We start from the raw sequence: 18,498 nt of genomic DNA, 5'->3' as shown, positions 1-18,498 counted from the left end.
GATCAAAGGGCTGCCAAACACAAACAGGCACCCGGCGCACAACGAGGATTGGCCGGCGACTCGTGAATGGAGTTGCAAGCGAAGTCTGTGTCTTTGAAGACTCTGATCTGGTGATGGTGGACCCTGGTCAGATTTCATTTACGTCGCCACCAAAGCCATTTCATTTCAGGAGTTCGTCGTGGATCAATACAAGTTTCTTCCCCTGCTGGGCCGCATCATGTTCGGAGCGCCCTTTGTCATGAGCGGGCTAGGCAAGCTGGGCGCCTATGCCGCGACGGTCGGCTATATCCATGCCATGGGTCTGCCGGTTCCGCCGCTCGCGTACCTCCTCTCGGTGGTGGTCGAGCTGGGTGGCGGTCTGCTGCTGATCACGGGCTACCGCGTGCGTTTCACCTCGTTCGTGCTGGCGTTGTTCTGTCTTGCTACCGCCGCGTTTTTCCACCGCAACTTCGCGGACCAGAACCAGATGATTCACTTCCTCAAGAACGTGATGATGGCGGGCGGCCTGCTGCAGATGACGTATTTCGGCGCCGGTGCGTACAGCCTGGACAAGGTCTTCGGGCGAGGCAGCGCGAAGCTCGCCGCGGCAGGGGCGAACTAGTCGAAAGGCGCGCAGGACCGGACGGCAGATGGCATCGGAGAACAGCATGAAAGCGATAGGTTACGCAGTCAAAGGAGGCGTCGACGTCCTGACCGACCTCGAGCTGCCGATGCCCGAACCCGGTCCGCGCGATCTGCGGGTTGCCGTGAAGGCCGTGTCGGTGAATCCCGTGGATGTGAAGCGCCGCCGTCACGAGGACCCATCGGAAAGCCCGCAGCCGAGAATCCTGGGCTATGACGCCGCGGGCGTGGTCGAAGCCGTAGGTAGTGCGGTCACGCTCTTCAAGCCCGGCGACGAAGTCTTCTATGCGGGCGCGATGGACCGGCCGGGCACGAACGCGGAGTTTCACCTCGTGGACGAGCGCATCGTCGGGCCCAAGCCCGCCACCTTGTCGTTCGCCGAGGCGGCGGCGCTGCCGCTCACGTCCATCACCGCGTGGGAAATGCTCTTCGACCGCATGAAGGTGCCACGCGGCTTGCTCCAGCCCCACGGTACGCTGCTCGTGCTCAATGGTGCCGGCGGTGTCGGCTCCATGCTGATCCAGCTGGCGAGCCGTCTCACGGGTCTGACCGTCATTGCCACGGCATCGCGGCCCGAAAGCGCCGAATGGGTGCGCAAGCTCGGCGCGCAGCACGTTGCCGACCACAGCAAGCCCATCGACGAAGCGCTGCGCGCGATCGGCTTCAGCGGCGTGGACTATATCGGCGCCATCACTTCGACGCCCGGCAGCGCCGCGAGCCTTGCACGCGCGTTGAACCCCCAAGGCCATATCACGCTGATCGACAACTTCGACGACAGCATCGCCGCGTTCAAGCCGAAGAGCATCACGGTGTCGTGGGAGATGATGTTTACGCGATCGCTGTTTCAGACGGCGGATATGGACGCGCAGCATCGTCTGCTCAAAGAGGTCTCTGAGCAGGTCGATGCAGGCGTGTTGCACACGACGCTCACGCACGTGGTCGGGCCCTTGACGGTGGCGAATCTTCGCCTCGCCCACGAGCGGATCGAAACGGGCAGGGCGATCGGCAAGACCGTGCTCGAAGGATTCGAGCGATGAGCGTCACGCTCGCATGGCTTTGCGCTGATGTCTTCATACAAGGATGATCCAATGAGAGCGACATACAAAGCGGTGTTTTGGGTACTGGCCGGCTGCGTGTCGGCCGTCGCGCTTGCGCAGGAGCCGGCATCGGAGGCGGGGGCAACGAACGGCATTGCGGCATCCCAGACGGCATCGGCGCCCGGCGTCTCGAAGAAGGCCGAGCGCACGGCCAACCGCATGTTCGCGCGGAAAATCCATCAGGCGCTGAACAAGACCAAGGGGCTCGCGGGCACGGACATCGCCGTATTCGCCAATGCGCAAACGGGCGAGGTCATTCTGGGCGGCTTCATCGACACGCAGGACCAGGAGCACATTGCGACCGACGCGGCCAGCAAGGTGTCGGGAGTGAAGTCGGTGGCCAGCAAGATCGTCTTGCGGCCCCAGCTCTAGCCGTTTGCATCGGGTTTGCATCGATCGGGACGCCAGGGAGGCCAACATGCTGGACGGTGTATCGCTGGATCAGCTACGGACATTCATCGCAGCCGTTGAAGAAGGCAGTTTTTCAGGCGCGGCGAGGAAATTGCGCCGGGCGCAATCGATGGTCAGCGAGCTGGTGTCCAACCTCGAAGGGCAGATCGGGGTGACGCTGTTCGACCGGACCGGCCGCTACCCGACGCTCACGACCGAGGGCCGGGTCTTGCTGGCCGACGCGCGCAATGTCGTCTCCGGTGTGGACTGGATGAAGGCGCGCGCCAAAGGCATGGCTTCCGGCCTCGAACCCGAATTGTCCGTGGTACTGGACGTCTTTTTCCCGCTTCAGGCCGTTGTCGAGGTTGCCAAGGCGTTCCGCGAACGCTTTCCGCAAGTCCCGTTGCGGATCTACGCCGATGCGCTTGGCGGCGCTTTTGAGCCCGTGCTCGACGGGCGGGCCGCGCTAGGCATTGTGGGCTCCTTGCCCTATGTGCCGGCGGGCCTCGCCTCCGAGCGGCTCACGGCCATTGGCTATGTGATGGTCGCGGCCAGTTCGCATCCGCTGGCTGCAATCCGCGGTCCGATCGGCAAGGACGAGCTCGCGCGCCATATGCAGCTCGTGCTGACCGACCGCTCCGCGTTGTCTGCCGGCCGCGAGTTTGGCGTCATGTCCGGTTCGGTCTGGCGCTTCGTGGATCTGTTTGCCAAGCACGCTTTTCTGCTGCAAGGATTGGGATGGGGCGGGATGCCCTTGCACATCGTTGCGGACGACATTGCGGCCGGGCGGCTCGTCGAGCTGCAAATTGAAGACGTGCCGCCGGGCGGGCTCATTCTTCCCATGCTGGCGGTCTATCCCTCTGCCGCGCCGCCCGGGCCAGCGGGGAGATGGCTGGTCGAGCAATTGCGCGTGTCGTAGCGCGCTGGCGCCAAGGCGCTACACAACTAGGGATCGTTGACCCAGTTGATGAGGTCCGTGAGGAACCACGGCAGGATCAGTTGCGTATTGGGGTCGCTGACGCCAACGGTGAGCACCGGGGCTCGCCGGGCCGATTGATCGTTCACGGGCGGCTGTGTGGACGCACAAGCAGCACAACCGACCGTGAGCGCTACGAGCAAAATTGCGGAGCAAACGCGTTTCATGAGGGAGAACTCCAGCCACGTTATTTTGACAACGTGGCCGATGGCGAGTTCGTCCCGGCGCGTTCGCGCCGTGCGACTCAATCCGGCAATAGCGAGCCGCTGCGAACGGGCTCGGCGCCCGCGACGCATGCCACTTCCATCCCCGCCGTGGCAAAGCGAGCGCGCTGCCGCGCGTACAGGACGCCGGCAACGGAACTCTTGATCGTGACGACGCGTTCGGTCAACGGGTCGACGATGTCGGCGATCGGCTGGCCGGGCTCGACGCGCGCGCCAACGGCGGCGCGGAACACGAGCACGCCGGAGATCGGCGCGATCAGCGGCTCGCTGCCGGCAAACGGCGTGGGCCCGAACTCGAGCGGCGGCAAAGGCGCGGGCGTGCCGTCGATTACGCCGCGGTGCGTCAGGTATTCGACGATCGCATTAGCGTCGTGCTCGGCGAACGCGTAGGACACGTCGGCCTGGCCGCGCAGCTCGATCGTTACGGAGATCGAACCATTTGGAATGGGATAGCGCTCGCCGTGACGCGCGCGCAACGCGGACCAGCAAAAGCTGTGGATCTCGTCGAAGGGATTGCCGATCGAATTGAGCGCGAGCAGCGACGCCTTCGCGTCGAGATAGCGCGCGAGCGGCTCGACATCGGGCCACAGGTCGGGATTCGTGTACAGGTGCATCGCGGCTTCGAAGTCGCAGTGCAGGTCGAGCACGACATCGGCGTCGTATGAGAGACGCTGCAGCGCGAGGCGCTGCGACTGGAGCTCGGTGGTTGGCGTCTGCTCGGCGAGCGCCTCGCGCATGGCGGCGCGCACGGCAAGCAGGTTCTGCTGCGCGTCGCCGGTGAGGCGCGACTCGATGCGCGGCATCACGAGCTCGGCGAGATCATGGAAGCTGCGGTTGAAGTTCGAGGCGGTGCCGGTTTCGTAGCGGCCCAACATCTGGCCGAGCAGGCGCTGGTTCAAACCGATTGGATTGGGTACGGGTACCACCACGATCTCGCCGCGCAGCTTGCCCGCCGCCTCGAGTGCGGCGAGGCGCTTGCGCAGCGCCCAGGCGACCAGCATGCCGGGCAGTTCGTCGGCATGCAGCGACGACTGGATGTAGATCTTCTGCCTGCCGGCCGGGCCGTAGTGGAAGCTCGTCAGGTGCCGCTCGGTGCCGAGCGCCGGGGAAATCAACGGATGCGTCTGTGTTTGCATGGCGATGTGATTGCGCCGGCTGTCGAACCGGCGCACGGGATGAGGAAATGCCGATCGGGACAACGCAGCAGGGCGCGGGCTGCGTCCTGCTGCGTGCGATGTTAGCCGCCGTACACGTCGAAGTCGAAGTACTTCGACTCGATCTTCTTATATGTGCCGTCCTTGATCATGTCGGCGATGGCCTTGTCGATCTTCGTCTTCAGCTCCGCGTCGTCCTTGCGCAGGCCGATAGCGGCACCCACGCCCAGGGTACCCTGCGGGTCGCTCAAGTCGCCGCCCGTGAACTGGAAGTCTGCGCCGCGCGGGGTCTTCAGGAAGCTCATGTTGGCCTGCACGGCGTCTTGCAGTGCCGCATCCAGACGGCCCGAGGTCAGGTCCGCATAGACCTGCTGCTGGTCCTGGTAGGGCACGACTTTCACGCCTTTCGGCTCCCAGTTGAGCTTCGCAAAGGTCTCCTGAGTCGTGCCCTGTTCGACGCCCACCGTTTTACCCTTGAGCGAATCGGCCGTCGGCTGGAGGTTCGAGCCCTTCTTCGCGACGAGGCGCGTCGGCGTATGGAACAGCTTCGACGAGAATGCGATCTGCGCTTCGCGCTGCGGTGTCATCGACATCGAAGAGAGCACGCCGTCGAACTTCTTCGCCTTCAGCGCCGGGATCATGCTGTCGAACTCGCTCTCGACCCAGACGCACTTCGCGTTCAAACGCTTGCAGATCTCGTTGCCCATGTCGATGTCGAAACCGACGAGCTTGCCGTCCGTGCTCTTCGACTCAAACGGCGGGTAGCTCGCATCGACGCCAAACCGCACGGTGGACCCGTCCTTCGCGAAGGCGGAGGTTGCGACGGCCAGGATCGCCATGGACAGGGCTAGCTTCTTCATTGACATGATGTCTCCAGTATCGAAATCCGCGCCGCCGTGAATTGGCGACGTCTTCAAGCAGAGGGGTTCATCTGCAAAGTTGAATAGACAAGATAACCGGGCGATGATGTTTGGTTAAGTAGGGTTTTCGCTGAAGAGGACGTGCGCCGAACCAGTTAAATAGGGCGAAGGTGCGCGACGGCGCGGGGTGGACATCCAGGGAAAACGCCTCGCGATTTAAATGATTAGACAACTGATCGTTCGTAATATGGATGTCATGAAAAAGGCAATGGAGGCGGGAGATTGATGACGAGCTTCCTGAACCCGAACCCCAGAAATGAAAAAGCCCAGACTCGGCTGAGTCTGGGCTTTCTTCCAACGACCAAGCAGCAACCGCGTCTTCACGCGGGCCGGCCGTTTTGCAGTGCTTAACTGCCGTACACGTCGAAGTCGAAGTACTTCGACTCGATCTTCTTGTAGGTGCCGTCCTTGATCATGTCGGCGATGGCCTTGTCGATCTTCGCCTTCAGGTCGGTGTCTTCCTTGCGCAGGCCGATGCCGGCTGCGTCCGACGGGATTTCGTTGCCCGCGAACTGGAAGCCCGCGCCGCGCGGCGTCTTCAGGAAGCCCATGTCGGCTTGCACTTCATCCTGCAGCGCTGCGTCCAGACGGCCCGAGAGCAGGTCGGCGTAGACCTGGTCCTGGTTCTGATACGGCACCACGTTCACGCCCTGGGGCGCCCAGTTCTTCTTCGCGTAGGTTTCCTGAATCGTGCCCTGCTCGACACCCACCGACTTGCCCTTGAGCGAGTCGGCCGTGGGCAGCAGGTTGCTGCCCTTCTTGGCGACGAGGCGCGTGGGCGTATTGAACAGCTTCGCCGAGAAGGCGATCTGCTGCTCGCGCTCCGGCGTCATCGACATCGAGGACAGCACGCCGTCGAACTTCTTCGCTTTGAGTGCCGGAATCATGCCGTCGAATTCCTGCTCGACCCAGACGCATTTCGCGTTCAGGCGTCTGCAGATTTCATTGCCGAGGTCGATGTCGAAGCCGACCAGCTTGCCGTCCGCGCTCTTCGATTCGAACGGGGGATAACTCGCGTCGACACCAAAACGGATGGTGGACCAGTCCTTCGCGCAGGCGGAGGTTGCGATCGCGAGGATCGCGATGAACAGGGCAAACTTCTTCATTGCTTTGGAGTCTCCAGGTTCGACTTCGGGGGCCGCTACGAAGGCCAGCGGCATCTTCGGGAAAAGGCAGTGCTATCCGCCAGTTGGATAGACAAAATAGACAATCAGCGATGCGCGGTTAAGTAGGGTTTTCGCTGAAGAGGAGGAGATTGATTTGATGGCAACGACAATGCGTGCGAGTCGGGCACGGGAGATCAAGGGCGAATTTTCGTCTTATGTATTTAACGTATAGACAACAAAATGCCGTAATGAAAATGACAGGTAAAGAATGAGCCGCTGCGGACCATTGGACTATGGTGCAGCGGCTTAAAAACGGCGGTTTCAGGCCCTTATGCGGCTATGCGCTTATTCCCAGAAGCCGTGATGCGAACACGCTGCCTCATCCTCGAGCGCGGGGCCGACGACATCGATATGCCGCTGGCCACGCACGAACACTTCGCGGCAGGGCAGCGAGAACGTCGGATTCTCGGGGTGAGCGCCGGTGAGGGTGAGCAGCCGATGCTCGGAGAGCGCATACACGACGCGTCCGATGTTGCACCAATAGATCGCGCCCGAGCACATGCAGCACGGCTCGGCGCTCGTATAGAGCGTGCATCGCGCGAGCTGCTCCGGCGACAACACGCGCGCGGCCTTCGCCGCGGCCACGAGCTCGGCGTGCTGGGTGGGATCGCCTTGCGGCGGCATCGAGTTGTTGCCGGCGGTCGCCACGATGTTGCCTTCCTCGTCCGCCACGAGTGCAGCAAACGGATGGCGGCCGTTGCGTCGGGATTCGTCGGCCAGCTCGATGGTTTTGCGCAGCAGCGCGAGGTCGCGTTCGTCGAGCTTTGCGGATTCGAGTTCGGTGGTGGCGTTCATTTGAGTATTCCGTTGTGGTCGGTGAAGAAAAGAATAGATTCAATGGGCTTCGGTGCTCGCGCTGCTTGCCAGCGCGGGGGCGTTATCGTGCGAGCCCGCCTCATGCCGGTCGCGGTTGAGCATGACGTTGAGCACGATTGCGGTAATCGCGCCGAGGAAAATGCCGCTATCGAGAACCAGCTTCACGGGGCCGTGGACCTGGGCGAACAGCGTGGGGAACGACATCGGCAGCACGCCCACGCTCACCGACACCGCGACGATGATCGCGTTGCGCGTGCCGTCGAACTTCACGCGCGAGAGCTCCTGAATGCCGGCGACGGTCGTCATGCCGAACATCACGATCGCGCAGCCGCCCAGCACGGGCCGCGGCACCGAAGCGATCAGCGCGCCGAGCTTCGGAAAGAGCCCCATCAGCACCATGATGACGCCTGCGGACGCCACCACGTAACGGCTCTTCACGTTCGAAAGGGCGATGAGGCCCGTGTTCTGCGTAAACGCGTTGTAGGGAAAGCTGTTGAAGAGGCCGCCGAGCATCGTCGAGAGGCCGTCGGCGCGAAACGCATTGCCGAGCGTCTTCTGCGAGGAGGGACGCCCGATGATCGTGCCGATGGCCAGCACGTTGCCGGTGGTTTCCGCCATGATGACCAGCATGGCCAGCGCCATCACGAGGGTGGGCATCGCGGCGAAGCGCGGCAAGCCGAACGCGAAGGGCGCGCTGATCTCGAACCACGCGGCTTCGCCCACGTGCGTAAAGCTCGTCATGCCGCACGCCGTCGCAATGATCGTGCCGACGACGAGCCCGATCAGCACGGAAAGATTGCCGATAAAGCCCTTGAAACGCGCATAGATGAAGAGCGTAACGGCGACGGTGGCGAAGCCGAGCAACAGATTCGCGGCGGAGCCGAAGCCCGGCGCATCGGGATTGCCGCCGCCGAGCCAGATGGCGGCCGCCGGCATCAGCGAAACGCCGATGATCGTAATCAGGCTGCCGATTACCACGGGCGGAAAGAAACGCAGCAGACGGCTGAACACCGGCGCGATCAGCACCGTGAGCGCGCCCGCGGCGATCACGGAACCGAACACGTACGCGAGGCCGTATTGCTTGCCGATCATGATCATGGGCGCGATGGCAATGAACGAGCAGCCCTGGATCAGCGGCAGGCGCGCACCGAACTTCCAGATGCCGATGGTCTGGATCAGCGTGGCGATGCCCGACGTCAGCAGGTTGGCGTTGATCAGCGTAACCATCTGCTGCTGCGTGAGGCCGAGCGCGCTGCCGAGTATCAGCGGCACGGCCACGGCCCCCGCGTACATCACCAGCACGTGCTGCAGGCCGTAGCTCGCGAGTTGCCGTAGCGGCAGGATTTCGTCGACCGGATGAGTACTGCGCTTGCTCATTGAGTGTCTCCTTGGTATGGGCTCCGGGCCTTGATGGCGCACTATCGCCGCCCTCGCCGGGAAATCCCTCCCCTTGGAGCGGCTGGTCATGCGTGGGCCGGTACGCCATAATCCATCACGTTTTCAGCGGCACCAAATGAACATCCATCGCTTTTTTCAATAGATCAGGGAAGCGCAATGCGCTATTCGCTCGACCAGCTTGAAATGTTTGCCCGCGTCGCGAAGACCGGTTCGTTCTCCGCGGCGGCGCGCAGCCTCGGCAAGACGCAATCGACCATCAGCATCGCCATCGCGAACCTCGAGGTGGACTGGGGCTTGCCGCTTTTCGACCGCACGAGCAAGCTGCCCGTGCTCACGCCGGCGGGCCGCAAATTGCTCAACGAAGTGGAGCTGGTGCTCGAGCGCTGCCTCGATCTGGAATCGCAGGCCAACGATCTCGGCGAGCTGGTCGAGCCGCGGCTGACGCTAGCGATCGAAGTGCCCTACAACACGCTGATGCCGGCGATCACCGACTTTTCCACGCATTTCCCCGCGGTGGACCTCGACATTCGCCATCCTTTTCACGGCGATGTGAGCGAGCTGCTGCTGAAGGACGAGGTGGATCTGGGCATTGCCTTTGCGCAGCCGGCCTATCCGCGCGACCTCGGTTTCTCGCAGATGGGCAAGCTGATTCTCGCCCACGTCGCGCGCCGCGATCATCCGCTCGCGCGTCAGGCAAGCGTGAGCTTTGCTGAATTGCGCTCGCATCGCCGCCTCGTATTCAGCGCGCACAACAACACGCTGCCCAGCACGGAATACCTCGATTCGGCGCGCAGCTGGCAGGCCGAAAGCTATCTCGCGCTGCTGGAGATGACGCGCGCGGGACTGGGCTGGACGACGCTGCCGCGCCAGCTGATTCTGCGCGAGCTGGAAGAGGGGGAGTTCGTCGAGCTTCAGCTGGCGGCGTATCCGCACACCGACTGGCTCGTGGGCGTCGACCTCATCTGGTCGAAAGCGCGCGTGCTGGGCAAGGCGGGGATGTGGCTAAAGCGCCGGTTGCAGGCTCATAAGGTGTACGAACTGGATCGCAATGGGAATGCGACTACGCTGTAGCTGCGGTTGCGCTTTGCGTATGGTGTTCGTGCATTCCAGATCCTTTTGATCGATTCGCCCCCGGCAGCGGAGTCCTTCACTGGGGAAGGTTCAATCCGGGCATGCGCTCGAATTCGAACAATCGATACGCCAGAGGGGCGATGACCGACACATAGCCATGCACCGCCGTTCTGATCGTGGTGCGCAAGCGGGCCGGATCGATGCCCGGAATGCGCGTGATGAGCGCCTGAGACACGAGTCCATAGATCATCGAATGGATCGTAAAGGCGGTCCCGGTATCGCGTCGTTGCGCGGGCAAACCCGGACCCGCGTCGAGCATGTCGACCCAGAGTTGCACGAACTCGGCGTAGGGTTTGCGAAATGCATCGGCTTCGGAGATACGCCGCTCAACCAGAAATAGCGCGGCCCAGTGTTCGGATTCGGCGAGCGGTGCCTGGATTTGCGCGTCGATCAGCGCGTCGATGCGCTCGGGCAGAGGGGCGTCGCGGTGTGCGTCGATGCAGGCGCGCATGGTCGCGGCAACAGCCTTGACGCGCAGATGGATGCAGACGGCGGCCAGCGCTTCCTTGCTCGAGAAATATTCGTAAAAGCTGCCAATGCCTACGCCGGCGAGCGAAGTCACCTGGCGAATCGAGGTCTGGTCATAGCCCTGCTCGACGAGCAGTTGGATAAATGCCTGCTGGATAGCCTCAGCCGTCGCGCGGGCGCGCGACTGGGCCGGCTTGCGACGCTTTGCGTTGACGCTAGTCTTTTCCTTCATTGCAATCAAACCCGAACACCTTGTCGCCAAGCTGTCCGTATAGTGGTTCGGGTTACGGCGGCGTGCCAGAGTGGCGCGTAGCCGGGCGCCGCGCAGCTGCGAAACCGGAAACACTGCACTGGAGACACGGAAATGAACTGGAATACCCACGACGTCACCAACGTCGTGTCGGAGTTGAGCGATTATAACCTTTACACAAGCGATATCGCGTTGCAGGAAGCCGTCAAGCGCGCGGGCGGCGACCTTCATGAAGCGGAACTGACCGAGTACGGTGCGCGGCTCGGCAGCGCCGAATCGATCGCGATGGCCGAGACGGCGAATCATTGCAAACCCGAACTGCAGACCTTCGATCGCCAGGGGCGCCGCATCGACCGTGTGCAATTTCATCCCTCGTGGCACGCGATGATGAAAATGATGCGCGAACAGAATCTTGTTTCGCAGCCCTTTTCGGATCCGCGCCCGGGTGCGTGGGCGGCGTACGCAGCGGGGTTTTCCATGCATGGCCAGATCGAGGCCGGCTCGCAATGTCCGAACTCGATGACGTTTGCGTGTATTCCCGTGCTCAAGCAAGATCGCGAGCTGTTCGATCGCCTCGCACCGAAGCTCTATTCCCGCACCTACGACTCGCGCGATATCCCGCTTGAACAGAAAGACTCCATTCTCGTCGGCATGGGCATGACGGAGAAGCAGGGCGGCTCGGACGTTCGCACGAACACCACGCAAGCGGTCGAACACACGGTCTTCGGTGGCGGTCGCGAGTACGCGCTCGTCGGTCACAAGTGGTTCTTCTCTGCGCCGATGTGCGACGCGCACCTCGTGCTCGCGCGTACCGAAAGCGGCCCATCGTGCTTCTTCGTGCCCCGCTATCGCCCCGATGGCAGCAAGAATGCCATTCATATCCAGCGCCTGAAAGACAAGGTCGGCAACCGCTCGAACGCGAGCAGCGAGGTCGAATTCCTCGGCGCCTGGGGGCGGTTGATCGGAGAGGAAGGGCGTGGCATTCCCACCATCATCGAAATGGCCACCTATACGCGGCTCAATTGCGTGATGGGCAGTACGGGGGGCATGCGTCAGGCGGTGGTCCAGGCTATCCACCATGCGCGTGGCCGCTCGGCGTTCGGAAAGAGCCTCGTGCAACAGCCGCTGATGCAAAACGTTCTGGCGGACATGGCGCTCGAGAGCGAAGCGGCGACGCAGCTCATGATGCGGCTGACCGGGGCATTCGCATTGGCGCGGGAAGATGCGCTGCAACGCGCCTACCAGCGCATCGTCACGCCGGCGGCCAAGTTCTGGGTGGCCAAGCGCGCGATCGAACTGTCGGCTGAAGCGATGGAGGTATTCGGCGGCAACGGCTACATGGAAGAGAGCCCGACGGGCCGGCTCTATCGCGAGGCACCCGTCATTTCGATCTGGGAAGGCTCGGGCAATGTGATGGCGCTCGACATGATGCGCGCGATCCGGCGCGAGCCCGACGCCATGATGGCGCTGATCGAAGACCTGCGCGAGGGCTGCCGCGACGATGCGCGCTTGCGTGAGCAGCTCGACGGCCTCGGCGCATTGCTGGACGCGGACGAAGCGACGCGCGAAGTGCTGGCGCGCCGCGAGGCCCAGCGGCTGATCCTGCTCATTCAGGCGCGCCTGCTGAAGGAACATGCGCCGGCTTGCGTGAGCGACGCGTTTATCGGGAGCCGCTTCGATGCGCAATGGGGCCGGACGTTCGGTATGCTGCCTGCCAACACGTTGCGCGAGGCGATCATCGAGCGTAGCTGGCCGGTGTGAGCGGCGCGAGGTCATCCTTCAAACGCCAGAGGGCACCTGAACCATCATGAATATCGTTTCCCTTTTCGAAAGCGCTGTCCGCAAGTACCCGGGCAAGGCGATGCTGCGTCATGCGGGTCGCACGTACACCTACGCGCAGGTCGACGACCTTGCGCGGCGCGGCGCGACAGTGCTCGCGCGGCATGGTGTCGAGGTGGCCGACCGCATTGCCATCATGTGCTACAACACGCCGGGCTTTCTGATTGCGATGCTGGCCGCCTTGCGTCTCGGGGCCAGCGTGGTGCCGGTCAATCACAAGATGCAGGCGCCTGAGGTGGATTACGTCTTGCAGCATGCGCGCGTGAAGCTCGCGGTGGTCGACGGTGCGCTCGCGTCCGTCGCGGGAAGTCTTGCCACGACGGTCACGCTCCTCGCGACGGACAGCGATCTGCCCGGGCACGCTTCTTTCGATGCGTTGCTGGGCGATGCGCCACGTTACGAGGGCAAGCCGCCCGGCGAAGATGTGCTCGCGGAAATCCTCTATACGTCGGGCACGACCGGGCGCCCGAAGGGTTGCATGATCAGCCACCGAAGTGCCTGTATGGCCGCCATGACTACTGCGCTCGCGCTCTCGATGACGCGCGATGAGCGCACGCTCATGGCGATGCCGCTTTGGCATTCGTCGCCGCTGAACAACTGGATGCTCGGTACGCTCCATGTCGGCGGGACCCTGGTGCTGCTGCGCGAGTATGAGCCGCGGGCGTTTTTGCAGACCGTGCAGGACGAGCGGGTGACGCTCTACTTCGGTGCGCCGGTGTCGTACTTGCTGCCCTTGCATCAGGACCTCGACATTGCGAAGTTCGATCTGAGTTCGATGCGCGCGTGGGTTTACGGTGGCGGCCCGATAGGTGCCGATACGGCGAAGAAGCTCATGGCCAGCTATGGCAGCGACCGTTTCTACCAGGTATTCGGCATGACAGAAACCGGCCCCTGCGGCTCGGTCCTTTATCCAGAAGAGCAAATTGCGAAGGCGGGCTCGATCGGGCGCGTCGCGACGCCTGGTGTCGACATGCGCGTGGTTCGCGAAGACGGCGGCGACGCGCTCGCGGGTCAGGTCGGCGAGATCTGGCTGCGCTCCGACTCGCTCATGCAAGGTTATCTCGACGATCCCGCGGCGAGCACCGAAGCGATCGTGGACGGCTGGTATCGTTCCGGCGATCTGGCGCGCATCGACGTCGATGGCTTTCTCTTCATCGTCGACCGGCTGAAGGACATGATCGTGACCGGCGGCGAGAACGTCTATTCGAAAGAGGTAGAAGACGCCTTGCTCGCGCATCCCGACGTGGCGGATGTCGCCGTCATCGGCCGCGCGCATCCCGAATGGGGAGAAACCGTGATCGCCGTCGTCGTGCCGCGCGGAGGCGCTGCGCTCGATGGCGAAGTCCTGCGAAATTTCCTTGCTCCGCGGCTGGCAAAATACAAGATTCCCCGTGAATATCTGATTCGCGAGGCGCTGCCGCGCACCCCAACCGGAAAGCTGATGAAGGCGCAATTGCGCGGCATGGCGCAATGAAACCCTGGGCAGGCCGGTGCCGTGTTGACACTCGCCTGCTTCACCGTGTTCAATGTGCTTCGGTTGTGAACAGGATCGGCTTTCCGACTTCAAGGAGATGCGTGAATGGAGGCACTCGCACCGGCGCACACCGCGCTAGTCGTCATGCATTACCAGACCGATATTCTCGGGCTCTTTCCATCGGTCGCGCCGGCCTTGCTCGCCAATACGCGCAAGCTATGCGACGCGGCGCGGGCGAGGGGCGTCAGCGTTTATTTCGCCAATCTGCGCTTCAGCCCGGGCTATCCGGAAGTCAGCCCGTTGAACAAGAATGGCCAGGGCATCAAGCAGCTTGGCCTCTTCCTCGACGACCGGACCGCGCCGGAACTGGGCCAGCAGGCCCATGAACCGCTCGTCATCGCGCATCGCGCCAGCGTGTTCTTTGGCACGGGTCTCGAGGCACGGCTGCGCGCACAGGGTGTCGATTCGCTGATTCTGGTTGGCATTGCGTCGACCGGCGTCGTGCTCTCATCGGTCGCGTATGCGAGCGACGCGGACTTCCGCCTGTACACGGTCGAGGATTGCTGTTACGACCCGGATCCGGTCGTCCATGAACATTTGTTCTCCACCGCATTCGATTCGCGCACAACGGTGCTGTCGCTCGCGGATGCCCTGCGACTACTCGACTAGCCTGCCCTTCGCACAACGAAAGTTATGGGCTCTTCATCGTGTCGCCCAGCTTCTCGATGAGAAATTCGGCGAAGACTGCCACCGCGGGCGGCACGGGCGGGCGGCTCGTATAGACGAGCTGCAGGCCGAGGTCGGTGCTGGAACGCCTCCAGCTCGGTAGCACGCGTACGAGTTTCCGCTGCTCGATGATGGGCTCGACCATCAACTGCGGCAGCAGCGCAATACCGAGCCCGGCGATGCAAGCCTGCGCCAGCACGCGCATGTCGTTCACCGCGAAACGGCTGTTGATCGATACATCCTGGCTGCCGCGCGGCCCCTGCAGACGCCACGTGTTGCGACCCTGGCGCGTGGAGATCGTCAGGCAGTCGTGTTCGGCCAGTTCACGCAGCGTGCGCGGTGCGGGACGCCGTTCCAGATAGGCCGGACTCGCCGCAAGGATCATGGCGCTCGGCGCCAGCCGGCGCACCCTGAAGCCGGTGCCGGTCTCGACGCCCATGCGCAAGGCCAGATCGACGCGTTCGGCGATCAGATCGGTTGGCGTATCGTCGAGCAGGAAGTCGATGCTGATATGCGGATAGCGCGCGTAGAATTCGGCCATCCATTCGATGCGGAAGATTTCGAACAGGCCGGCCATCGCGGTGACGCGAACCGAGCCGGACGGTGCCTGCTTGCCCGCATGGAGCCGCTCGATCTCGAGGATCTGGTCGAGCGCCGGCGCATAGCGCTCGAACAGCGCCTGACCGTCGGTGCTCGGCGCGAGTTTGCGTGTCGAGCGATGCAGCAGACGCGTGCCGAGCTGCTCTTCGAGCTGATCGATGCGCCGGCTCAACGTGTTTGCCGGCATGCGCAAACGCCGCGCCGCTTCGGAGAAGCTGCCGGCCCGCACGACCTGCACGAACATCGCCAGATCATTCAGATCGAGCATGGTGGGATTCCTCCATAAATGGATTAATCAAATCACATTTTACCATCTAGTGTGTAACGCTCTCCGTCACCATACTTGAGGTGTCGCGCAGCAGGCGGCCGGTTTCGGGCTACTGCAAGGCTACAGCCTGATGATCAGGCTGCTCATCCCGGCCAAAGCGCTCAGGCAGTCACCTCATTCGGAGATCCGTCTCATGAAACTGTTACACGTAGATTCCAGCATCCTCGGGCCAGGCTCCGTGAGCCGCGATCTGTCCTCGAATATCGTCGCGACCTTCCAGGGCCGCCATCCTGGCCTTGTGCTCACGCGCCTGGACCTTGCCGCCACGCCGATCGGCCATCTCACGGCTGCGCATCTGGCGGCCGCGCAAGGCGCTCCGGTCGACGAAGCATTGAAGGCCGACGTCGCCATGGGCCAGGCCGCGCTCGATGAATTTTTGGCGGCGGACATCGTGGTCGTCGGCGCACCGATGTACAACTTTGGCGTGCCTTCTCAACTGAAGGCCTGGATCGACCGCATCTCGATCGCGGGGAAGACGTTCCGCTACGGGGAAAGCGGCCCGATCGGCCTGTGCGGCGGCAAGAAGCTGGTGGTCGCCTCGTCGCGCGGCGGTGTCTACAGGGAAGGCTCGCCCACCGCTGGCTTCGATCATCAGGAAACCTATCTGAAGGCGGCCTTTGGATTTCTGGGCATCACGGACATCACCTTTATCCGCGCGGAAGGCGTAGCGATGGGTGAGGAGGCACGTAGCGGGGCGCTCGAGTCGGCGAAGAAAGAGACCGCGGCGCTCGCTGCGTAAGGTCGCACCACCCCAACCCAATATTCACTGGAGAGCGACCATGTCGAACAGTCAGAAGATCATCGCCGTTGTTGGCGCCACCGGTCAACAAGGCGGCGCTGTTGTGCGCGCGCTGCAGGTGAGCGGTCAATTCAAGGTGCGCGCGTTGACGCGCAATCCCCAGAAACATCCGCAGCTGGGCGACGAAGTCGAGCTGGCGGATTTCAACCGCCCCGAGACGCTTGAAGCCGCATTTGCCGGCGCACACGGCGCTTTCGTGGTGACCAATTCCTGGGAGGCGGGCGCGGACGAAAGCCGCCAGGCACTCGCTGCCGTCAGCGCGGCGAAAGCCGCCGGCGTGCAGCACTTCATCTGGTCGACGCTCCCGAACGTGGAGGCGATCAGTGGCGGCAAGATCGATGTCCCGCATTTCACGAACAAAGCGAAGTTCGAGCATATCGTGAGCGAGGCTGGATTCGCCCACCACACGTTTGTGATTGCTCCGTTCTACTATCAAAACCTGATCGGCGTAATGGCTCCGCAGAAACAGGCCGATGGCACCGCGGGGTGGGCGCTGCCGCTCGATCCCGAGCGGCGCGTCATCCACATGGGCGACATCACCGAACTCGGCCGCATCGTGGCGGGCGCGTTTGCGCAGCCGGAACGCGTGGGGCACGGTGAGCATTTGCCGCTGGTGGGCGATTTCCTGAGCTTCAACGAGATTATTGAAACCCTGAATCGGCAGGGCAACACGCTGTCGTTCACGCGCGTCCCGCGCGAGGTTTTTGCCGGCTGGTTCCCTGGCGCGGAGGGCATCGCCGCGATGCTCGCTTGGTTCGAAACCCATACGTATCTCGGCGCGGATTCGCGCGACGCCATCGCGCTCGCCAACCAGGTCGCGGGCCAGCAGCCGACGAAGTTTGCCGCGTGGGCCAAAGCGAACTTCGCGATCCCGGCAACGGCCTGAAAGCCCGTCTCACGAGCGAGCGCATACCCATGAATGCAATTGTCCAGACTGCGCCTACGCCCCTTGTTGGCGCCGGCCGTTGCGTCATCTTCCGCACGCGCGGCAACGCGCACGGGCCACTCGTGCGCATGGTGAATGCCACCGACGTTGGCGAGATGATCAAGCCGTTTGTTTTTCTCGACCTGATCGACACGCAGGAGGCGGTGGGCCAGCAGGGTTTCGGCTGGCATCCGCATTCGGGCATCGCCACCTTGACGCTGGCCATTGAAGGACGCGGCCGCTATGCTGAATCCACGGGCCACGAAGGCACGATGGAGGCGGGCGATATCGAGTGGATGAGCGCCGGCCGGGGCGTCTGGCATTCCGGCTTCGCCGAGCCCCCGATCAAGGCGTTCCAGCTGTGGGTCGCCTTGCCGCCGGAGCGCGAACTGGCTCCCGCGTTCAGCCAGCACCTTTCCGTCAAGGCAATCCCCTCGGACGGCCCGGCACGCGTGTTGCTCGGCCATAGCGGGGAAGCTGTCAGCCCGATCGATGCCCCTGTGGGCGTCAATTATTTCGTGGTGGAGCTCAAGGCCGGGCAGCGCTGGCGCCATCAGCCGCCGCCCGGTTATACGGTAGGCTGGACCGCGGTGATGGACGGCAGCCTGCGCAAGCCCGAAGCCGTCGGCAAAGGCGAGCTGGCCGTATTCGACCCGTCCGATGCGGCGCTTGAATTCGAAGCAGAGACCGATGCGCGCTTCGTGGTCGGGACGGCCGTCCCGCATCCGCACGAACTGCACCTGGGCCGCTTTTCGGTGCACACCAGCCGCGCGGCGCTCGCCGAGGGCGAGCGCGAGATCGCGCGCATCGGTCACGAGTTGCGCGCGAAGGGCGTGCTGCGCTGAGGGGCTGTTACATACCGGTGCCCTGTGACGCTCGCGCGTGACAGGGCCTTTGCAACTGGCTTTGCCAATACCGAACCCGCTGCGCAGTCTTGAACTGCCGGCACCCGACAGGAGCAGTTCCATGACGCACGGCATCGACGAACGCAAACGCTGGTTTGCCCTCATCGTGCTCTGCCTGGGTGTGCTGATGATCGTGCTGGACACGACCATCGTCAACGTCGCACTGCCGTCCATCCGGGCGGACCTGGGCTTTACCGAAACTTCGCTCGTGTGGGTGGTCAACGCCTACATGCTGACCTTTGGCGGTTTCCTGCTGCCTTAACTTGTATTCGCGGCGGGCCGCAAGCGTTG

At 63.1% G+C, this 18,498-nt stretch carries 19 protein-coding genes and 1 pseudogene; 12 read left to right on the top strand and 8 right to left on the bottom strand.

Features of this window, described 5'->3' with window-relative positions:
• Positions 1 to 178 precede the first annotated feature (178 nt).
• The 4 genes from BO1_RS34070 to BO1_RS34055 are packed head-to-tail and all read left to right on the top strand — an operon-like array spanning position 179 to position 3,027.
• Positions 179 to 601: a DoxX family protein gene (locus BO1_RS34070; protein WP_028221394.1), complete on the top strand. Its 423-nt coding sequence runs from the start codon at positions 179 to 181 to the stop codon at positions 599 to 601.
• Between the two features lie 46 nt (positions 602 to 647).
• Positions 648 to 1,658, top strand: coding sequence for a zinc-binding alcohol dehydrogenase family protein (locus tag BO1_RS34065; RefSeq protein ID WP_028221393.1), 1,011 nt, complete (start codon positions 648 to 650; stop codon positions 1,656 to 1,658).
• A gap of 51 nt (positions 1,659 to 1,709) precedes the next feature.
• The gene (locus BO1_RS34060; protein ID WP_028221392.1) at positions 1,710 to 2,090 is read left to right on the top strand and encodes a BON domain-containing protein; all 381 of its coding nucleotides are present in this window, start codon (positions 1,710 to 1,712) and stop codon (positions 2,088 to 2,090) included.
• A gap of 46 nt (positions 2,091 to 2,136) precedes the next feature.
• Positions 2,137 to 3,027, top strand: a complete 891-nt coding sequence (locus BO1_RS34055) for a LysR family transcriptional regulator (RefSeq protein WP_028221391.1) — start codon at positions 2,137 to 2,139, stop codon at positions 3,025 to 3,027.
• A gap of 26 nt (positions 3,028 to 3,053) precedes the next feature.
• Here the strand turns inward: BO1_RS34055 and BO1_RS58275 are convergent, their stop codons facing one another.
• From BO1_RS58275 to BO1_RS53860, 6 genes are all read right to left on the bottom strand, one after another.
• Positions 3,054 to 3,251 (bottom strand): hypothetical protein, encoded by a 198-nt coding sequence (locus tag BO1_RS58275; protein ID WP_043287732.1) that lies wholly within the window; start codon positions 3,249 to 3,251, stop codon positions 3,054 to 3,056.
• Between the two features lie 77 nt (positions 3,252 to 3,328).
• The gene (locus tag BO1_RS34045; RefSeq protein WP_028221390.1) at positions 3,329 to 4,444 is read right to left on the bottom strand and encodes a succinylglutamate desuccinylase/aspartoacylase family protein; all 1,116 of its coding nucleotides are present in this window, start codon (positions 4,442 to 4,444) and stop codon (positions 3,329 to 3,331) included.
• Between the two features lie 101 nt (positions 4,445 to 4,545).
• Positions 4,546 to 5,322 (bottom strand): ABC transporter substrate-binding protein, encoded by a 777-nt coding sequence (locus BO1_RS34040; protein WP_028221389.1) that lies wholly within the window; start codon positions 5,320 to 5,322, stop codon positions 4,546 to 4,548.
• A gap of 407 nt (positions 5,323 to 5,729) precedes the next feature.
• Positions 5,730 to 6,488: an ABC transporter substrate-binding protein gene (locus BO1_RS34035; protein WP_028221388.1), complete on the bottom strand. Its 759-nt coding sequence runs from the start codon at positions 6,486 to 6,488 to the stop codon at positions 5,730 to 5,732.
• Positions 6,489 to 6,833: 345 nt separating this feature from the next.
• Positions 6,834 to 7,343, bottom strand: coding sequence for a nucleoside deaminase (locus tag BO1_RS34030; protein WP_028221387.1), 510 nt, complete (start codon positions 7,341 to 7,343; stop codon positions 6,834 to 6,836).
• Between the two features lie 39 nt (positions 7,344 to 7,382).
• Positions 7,383 to 8,741 (bottom strand): nucleobase:cation symporter-2 family protein, encoded by a 1,359-nt coding sequence (locus BO1_RS53860; RefSeq protein WP_084688409.1) that lies wholly within the window; start codon positions 8,739 to 8,741, stop codon positions 7,383 to 7,385.
• A gap of 177 nt (positions 8,742 to 8,918) precedes the next feature.
• On the opposite strand from BO1_RS53860, the gene BO1_RS34020 reads away from it, so the two are divergent.
• Positions 8,919 to 9,833, top strand: coding sequence for a LysR family transcriptional regulator (locus BO1_RS34020; RefSeq protein ID WP_028221386.1), 915 nt, complete (start codon positions 8,919 to 8,921; stop codon positions 9,831 to 9,833).
• A gap of 76 nt (positions 9,834 to 9,909) precedes the next feature.
• Here the strand turns inward: BO1_RS34020 and BO1_RS34015 are convergent, their stop codons facing one another.
• Positions 9,910 to 10,593 (bottom strand): TetR/AcrR family transcriptional regulator, encoded by a 684-nt coding sequence (locus BO1_RS34015; RefSeq protein ID WP_043287713.1) that lies wholly within the window; start codon positions 10,591 to 10,593, stop codon positions 9,910 to 9,912.
• 132 nt (positions 10,594 to 10,725) lie between these two features.
• On the opposite strand from BO1_RS34015, the gene BO1_RS34010 reads away from it, so the two are divergent.
• From BO1_RS34010 to BO1_RS34000, 3 genes are all read left to right on the top strand, one after another.
• The gene (locus BO1_RS34010; RefSeq protein WP_028221384.1) at positions 10,726 to 12,372 is read left to right on the top strand and encodes an acyl-CoA dehydrogenase family protein; all 1,647 of its coding nucleotides are present in this window, start codon (positions 10,726 to 10,728) and stop codon (positions 12,370 to 12,372) included.
• A 46-nt stretch (positions 12,373 to 12,418) separates the two neighbouring features.
• A complete protein-coding gene (locus BO1_RS34005; protein WP_028221383.1) occupies positions 12,419 to 13,924 on the top strand; it encodes a class I adenylate-forming enzyme family protein in 1,506 nt (501 codons plus the stop codon).
• A 105-nt stretch (positions 13,925 to 14,029) separates the two neighbouring features.
• Positions 14,030 to 14,593, top strand: coding sequence for an isochorismatase family cysteine hydrolase (locus BO1_RS34000; protein ID WP_028221382.1), 564 nt, complete (start codon positions 14,030 to 14,032; stop codon positions 14,591 to 14,593).
• Between the two features lie 22 nt (positions 14,594 to 14,615).
• On the opposite strand, the gene BO1_RS33995 is transcribed toward BO1_RS34000, so the two are convergent.
• Positions 14,616 to 15,518, bottom strand: coding sequence for a LysR family transcriptional regulator (locus tag BO1_RS33995; RefSeq protein ID WP_028221381.1), 903 nt, complete (start codon positions 15,516 to 15,518; stop codon positions 14,616 to 14,618).
• A 193-nt stretch (positions 15,519 to 15,711) separates the two neighbouring features.
• On the opposite strand from BO1_RS33995, the gene BO1_RS33990 reads away from it, so the two are divergent.
• The 4 genes and pseudogenes from BO1_RS33990 to BO1_RS33975 form a co-directional block, all read left to right on the top strand.
• Entirely contained in the window at positions 15,712 to 16,317 is a 606-nt protein-coding gene (locus tag BO1_RS33990; protein WP_028221380.1) for an FMN-dependent NADH-azoreductase, read from the top strand.
• Between the two features lie 40 nt (positions 16,318 to 16,357).
• Positions 16,358 to 17,263, top strand: coding sequence for an NmrA family NAD(P)-binding protein (locus BO1_RS33985; RefSeq protein ID WP_028221379.1), 906 nt, complete (start codon positions 16,358 to 16,360; stop codon positions 17,261 to 17,263).
• Between the two features lie 29 nt (positions 17,264 to 17,292).
• A complete protein-coding gene (locus BO1_RS33980; RefSeq protein WP_028221378.1) occupies positions 17,293 to 18,147 on the top strand; it encodes a pirin family protein in 855 nt (284 codons plus the stop codon).
• Between the two features lie 121 nt (positions 18,148 to 18,268).
• Positions 18,269 to 18,463, top strand: a pseudogene (locus BO1_RS33975) (MFS transporter); the annotation flags it as partial.
• Positions 18,464 to 18,498: the final 35 nt, after the last annotated feature.

Origin of the sequence: Paraburkholderia oxyphila NBRC 105797, from assembly GCF_000685075.1 — a bacterium.
GTDB classification, from domain to species: Bacteria; Pseudomonadota; Gammaproteobacteria; order Burkholderiales; family Burkholderiaceae; genus Paraburkholderia; species Paraburkholderia oxyphila.
Note: the sequence above shows the minus strand (reverse complement) of the source record. Positions and strands in the feature narration are given on the sequence as shown.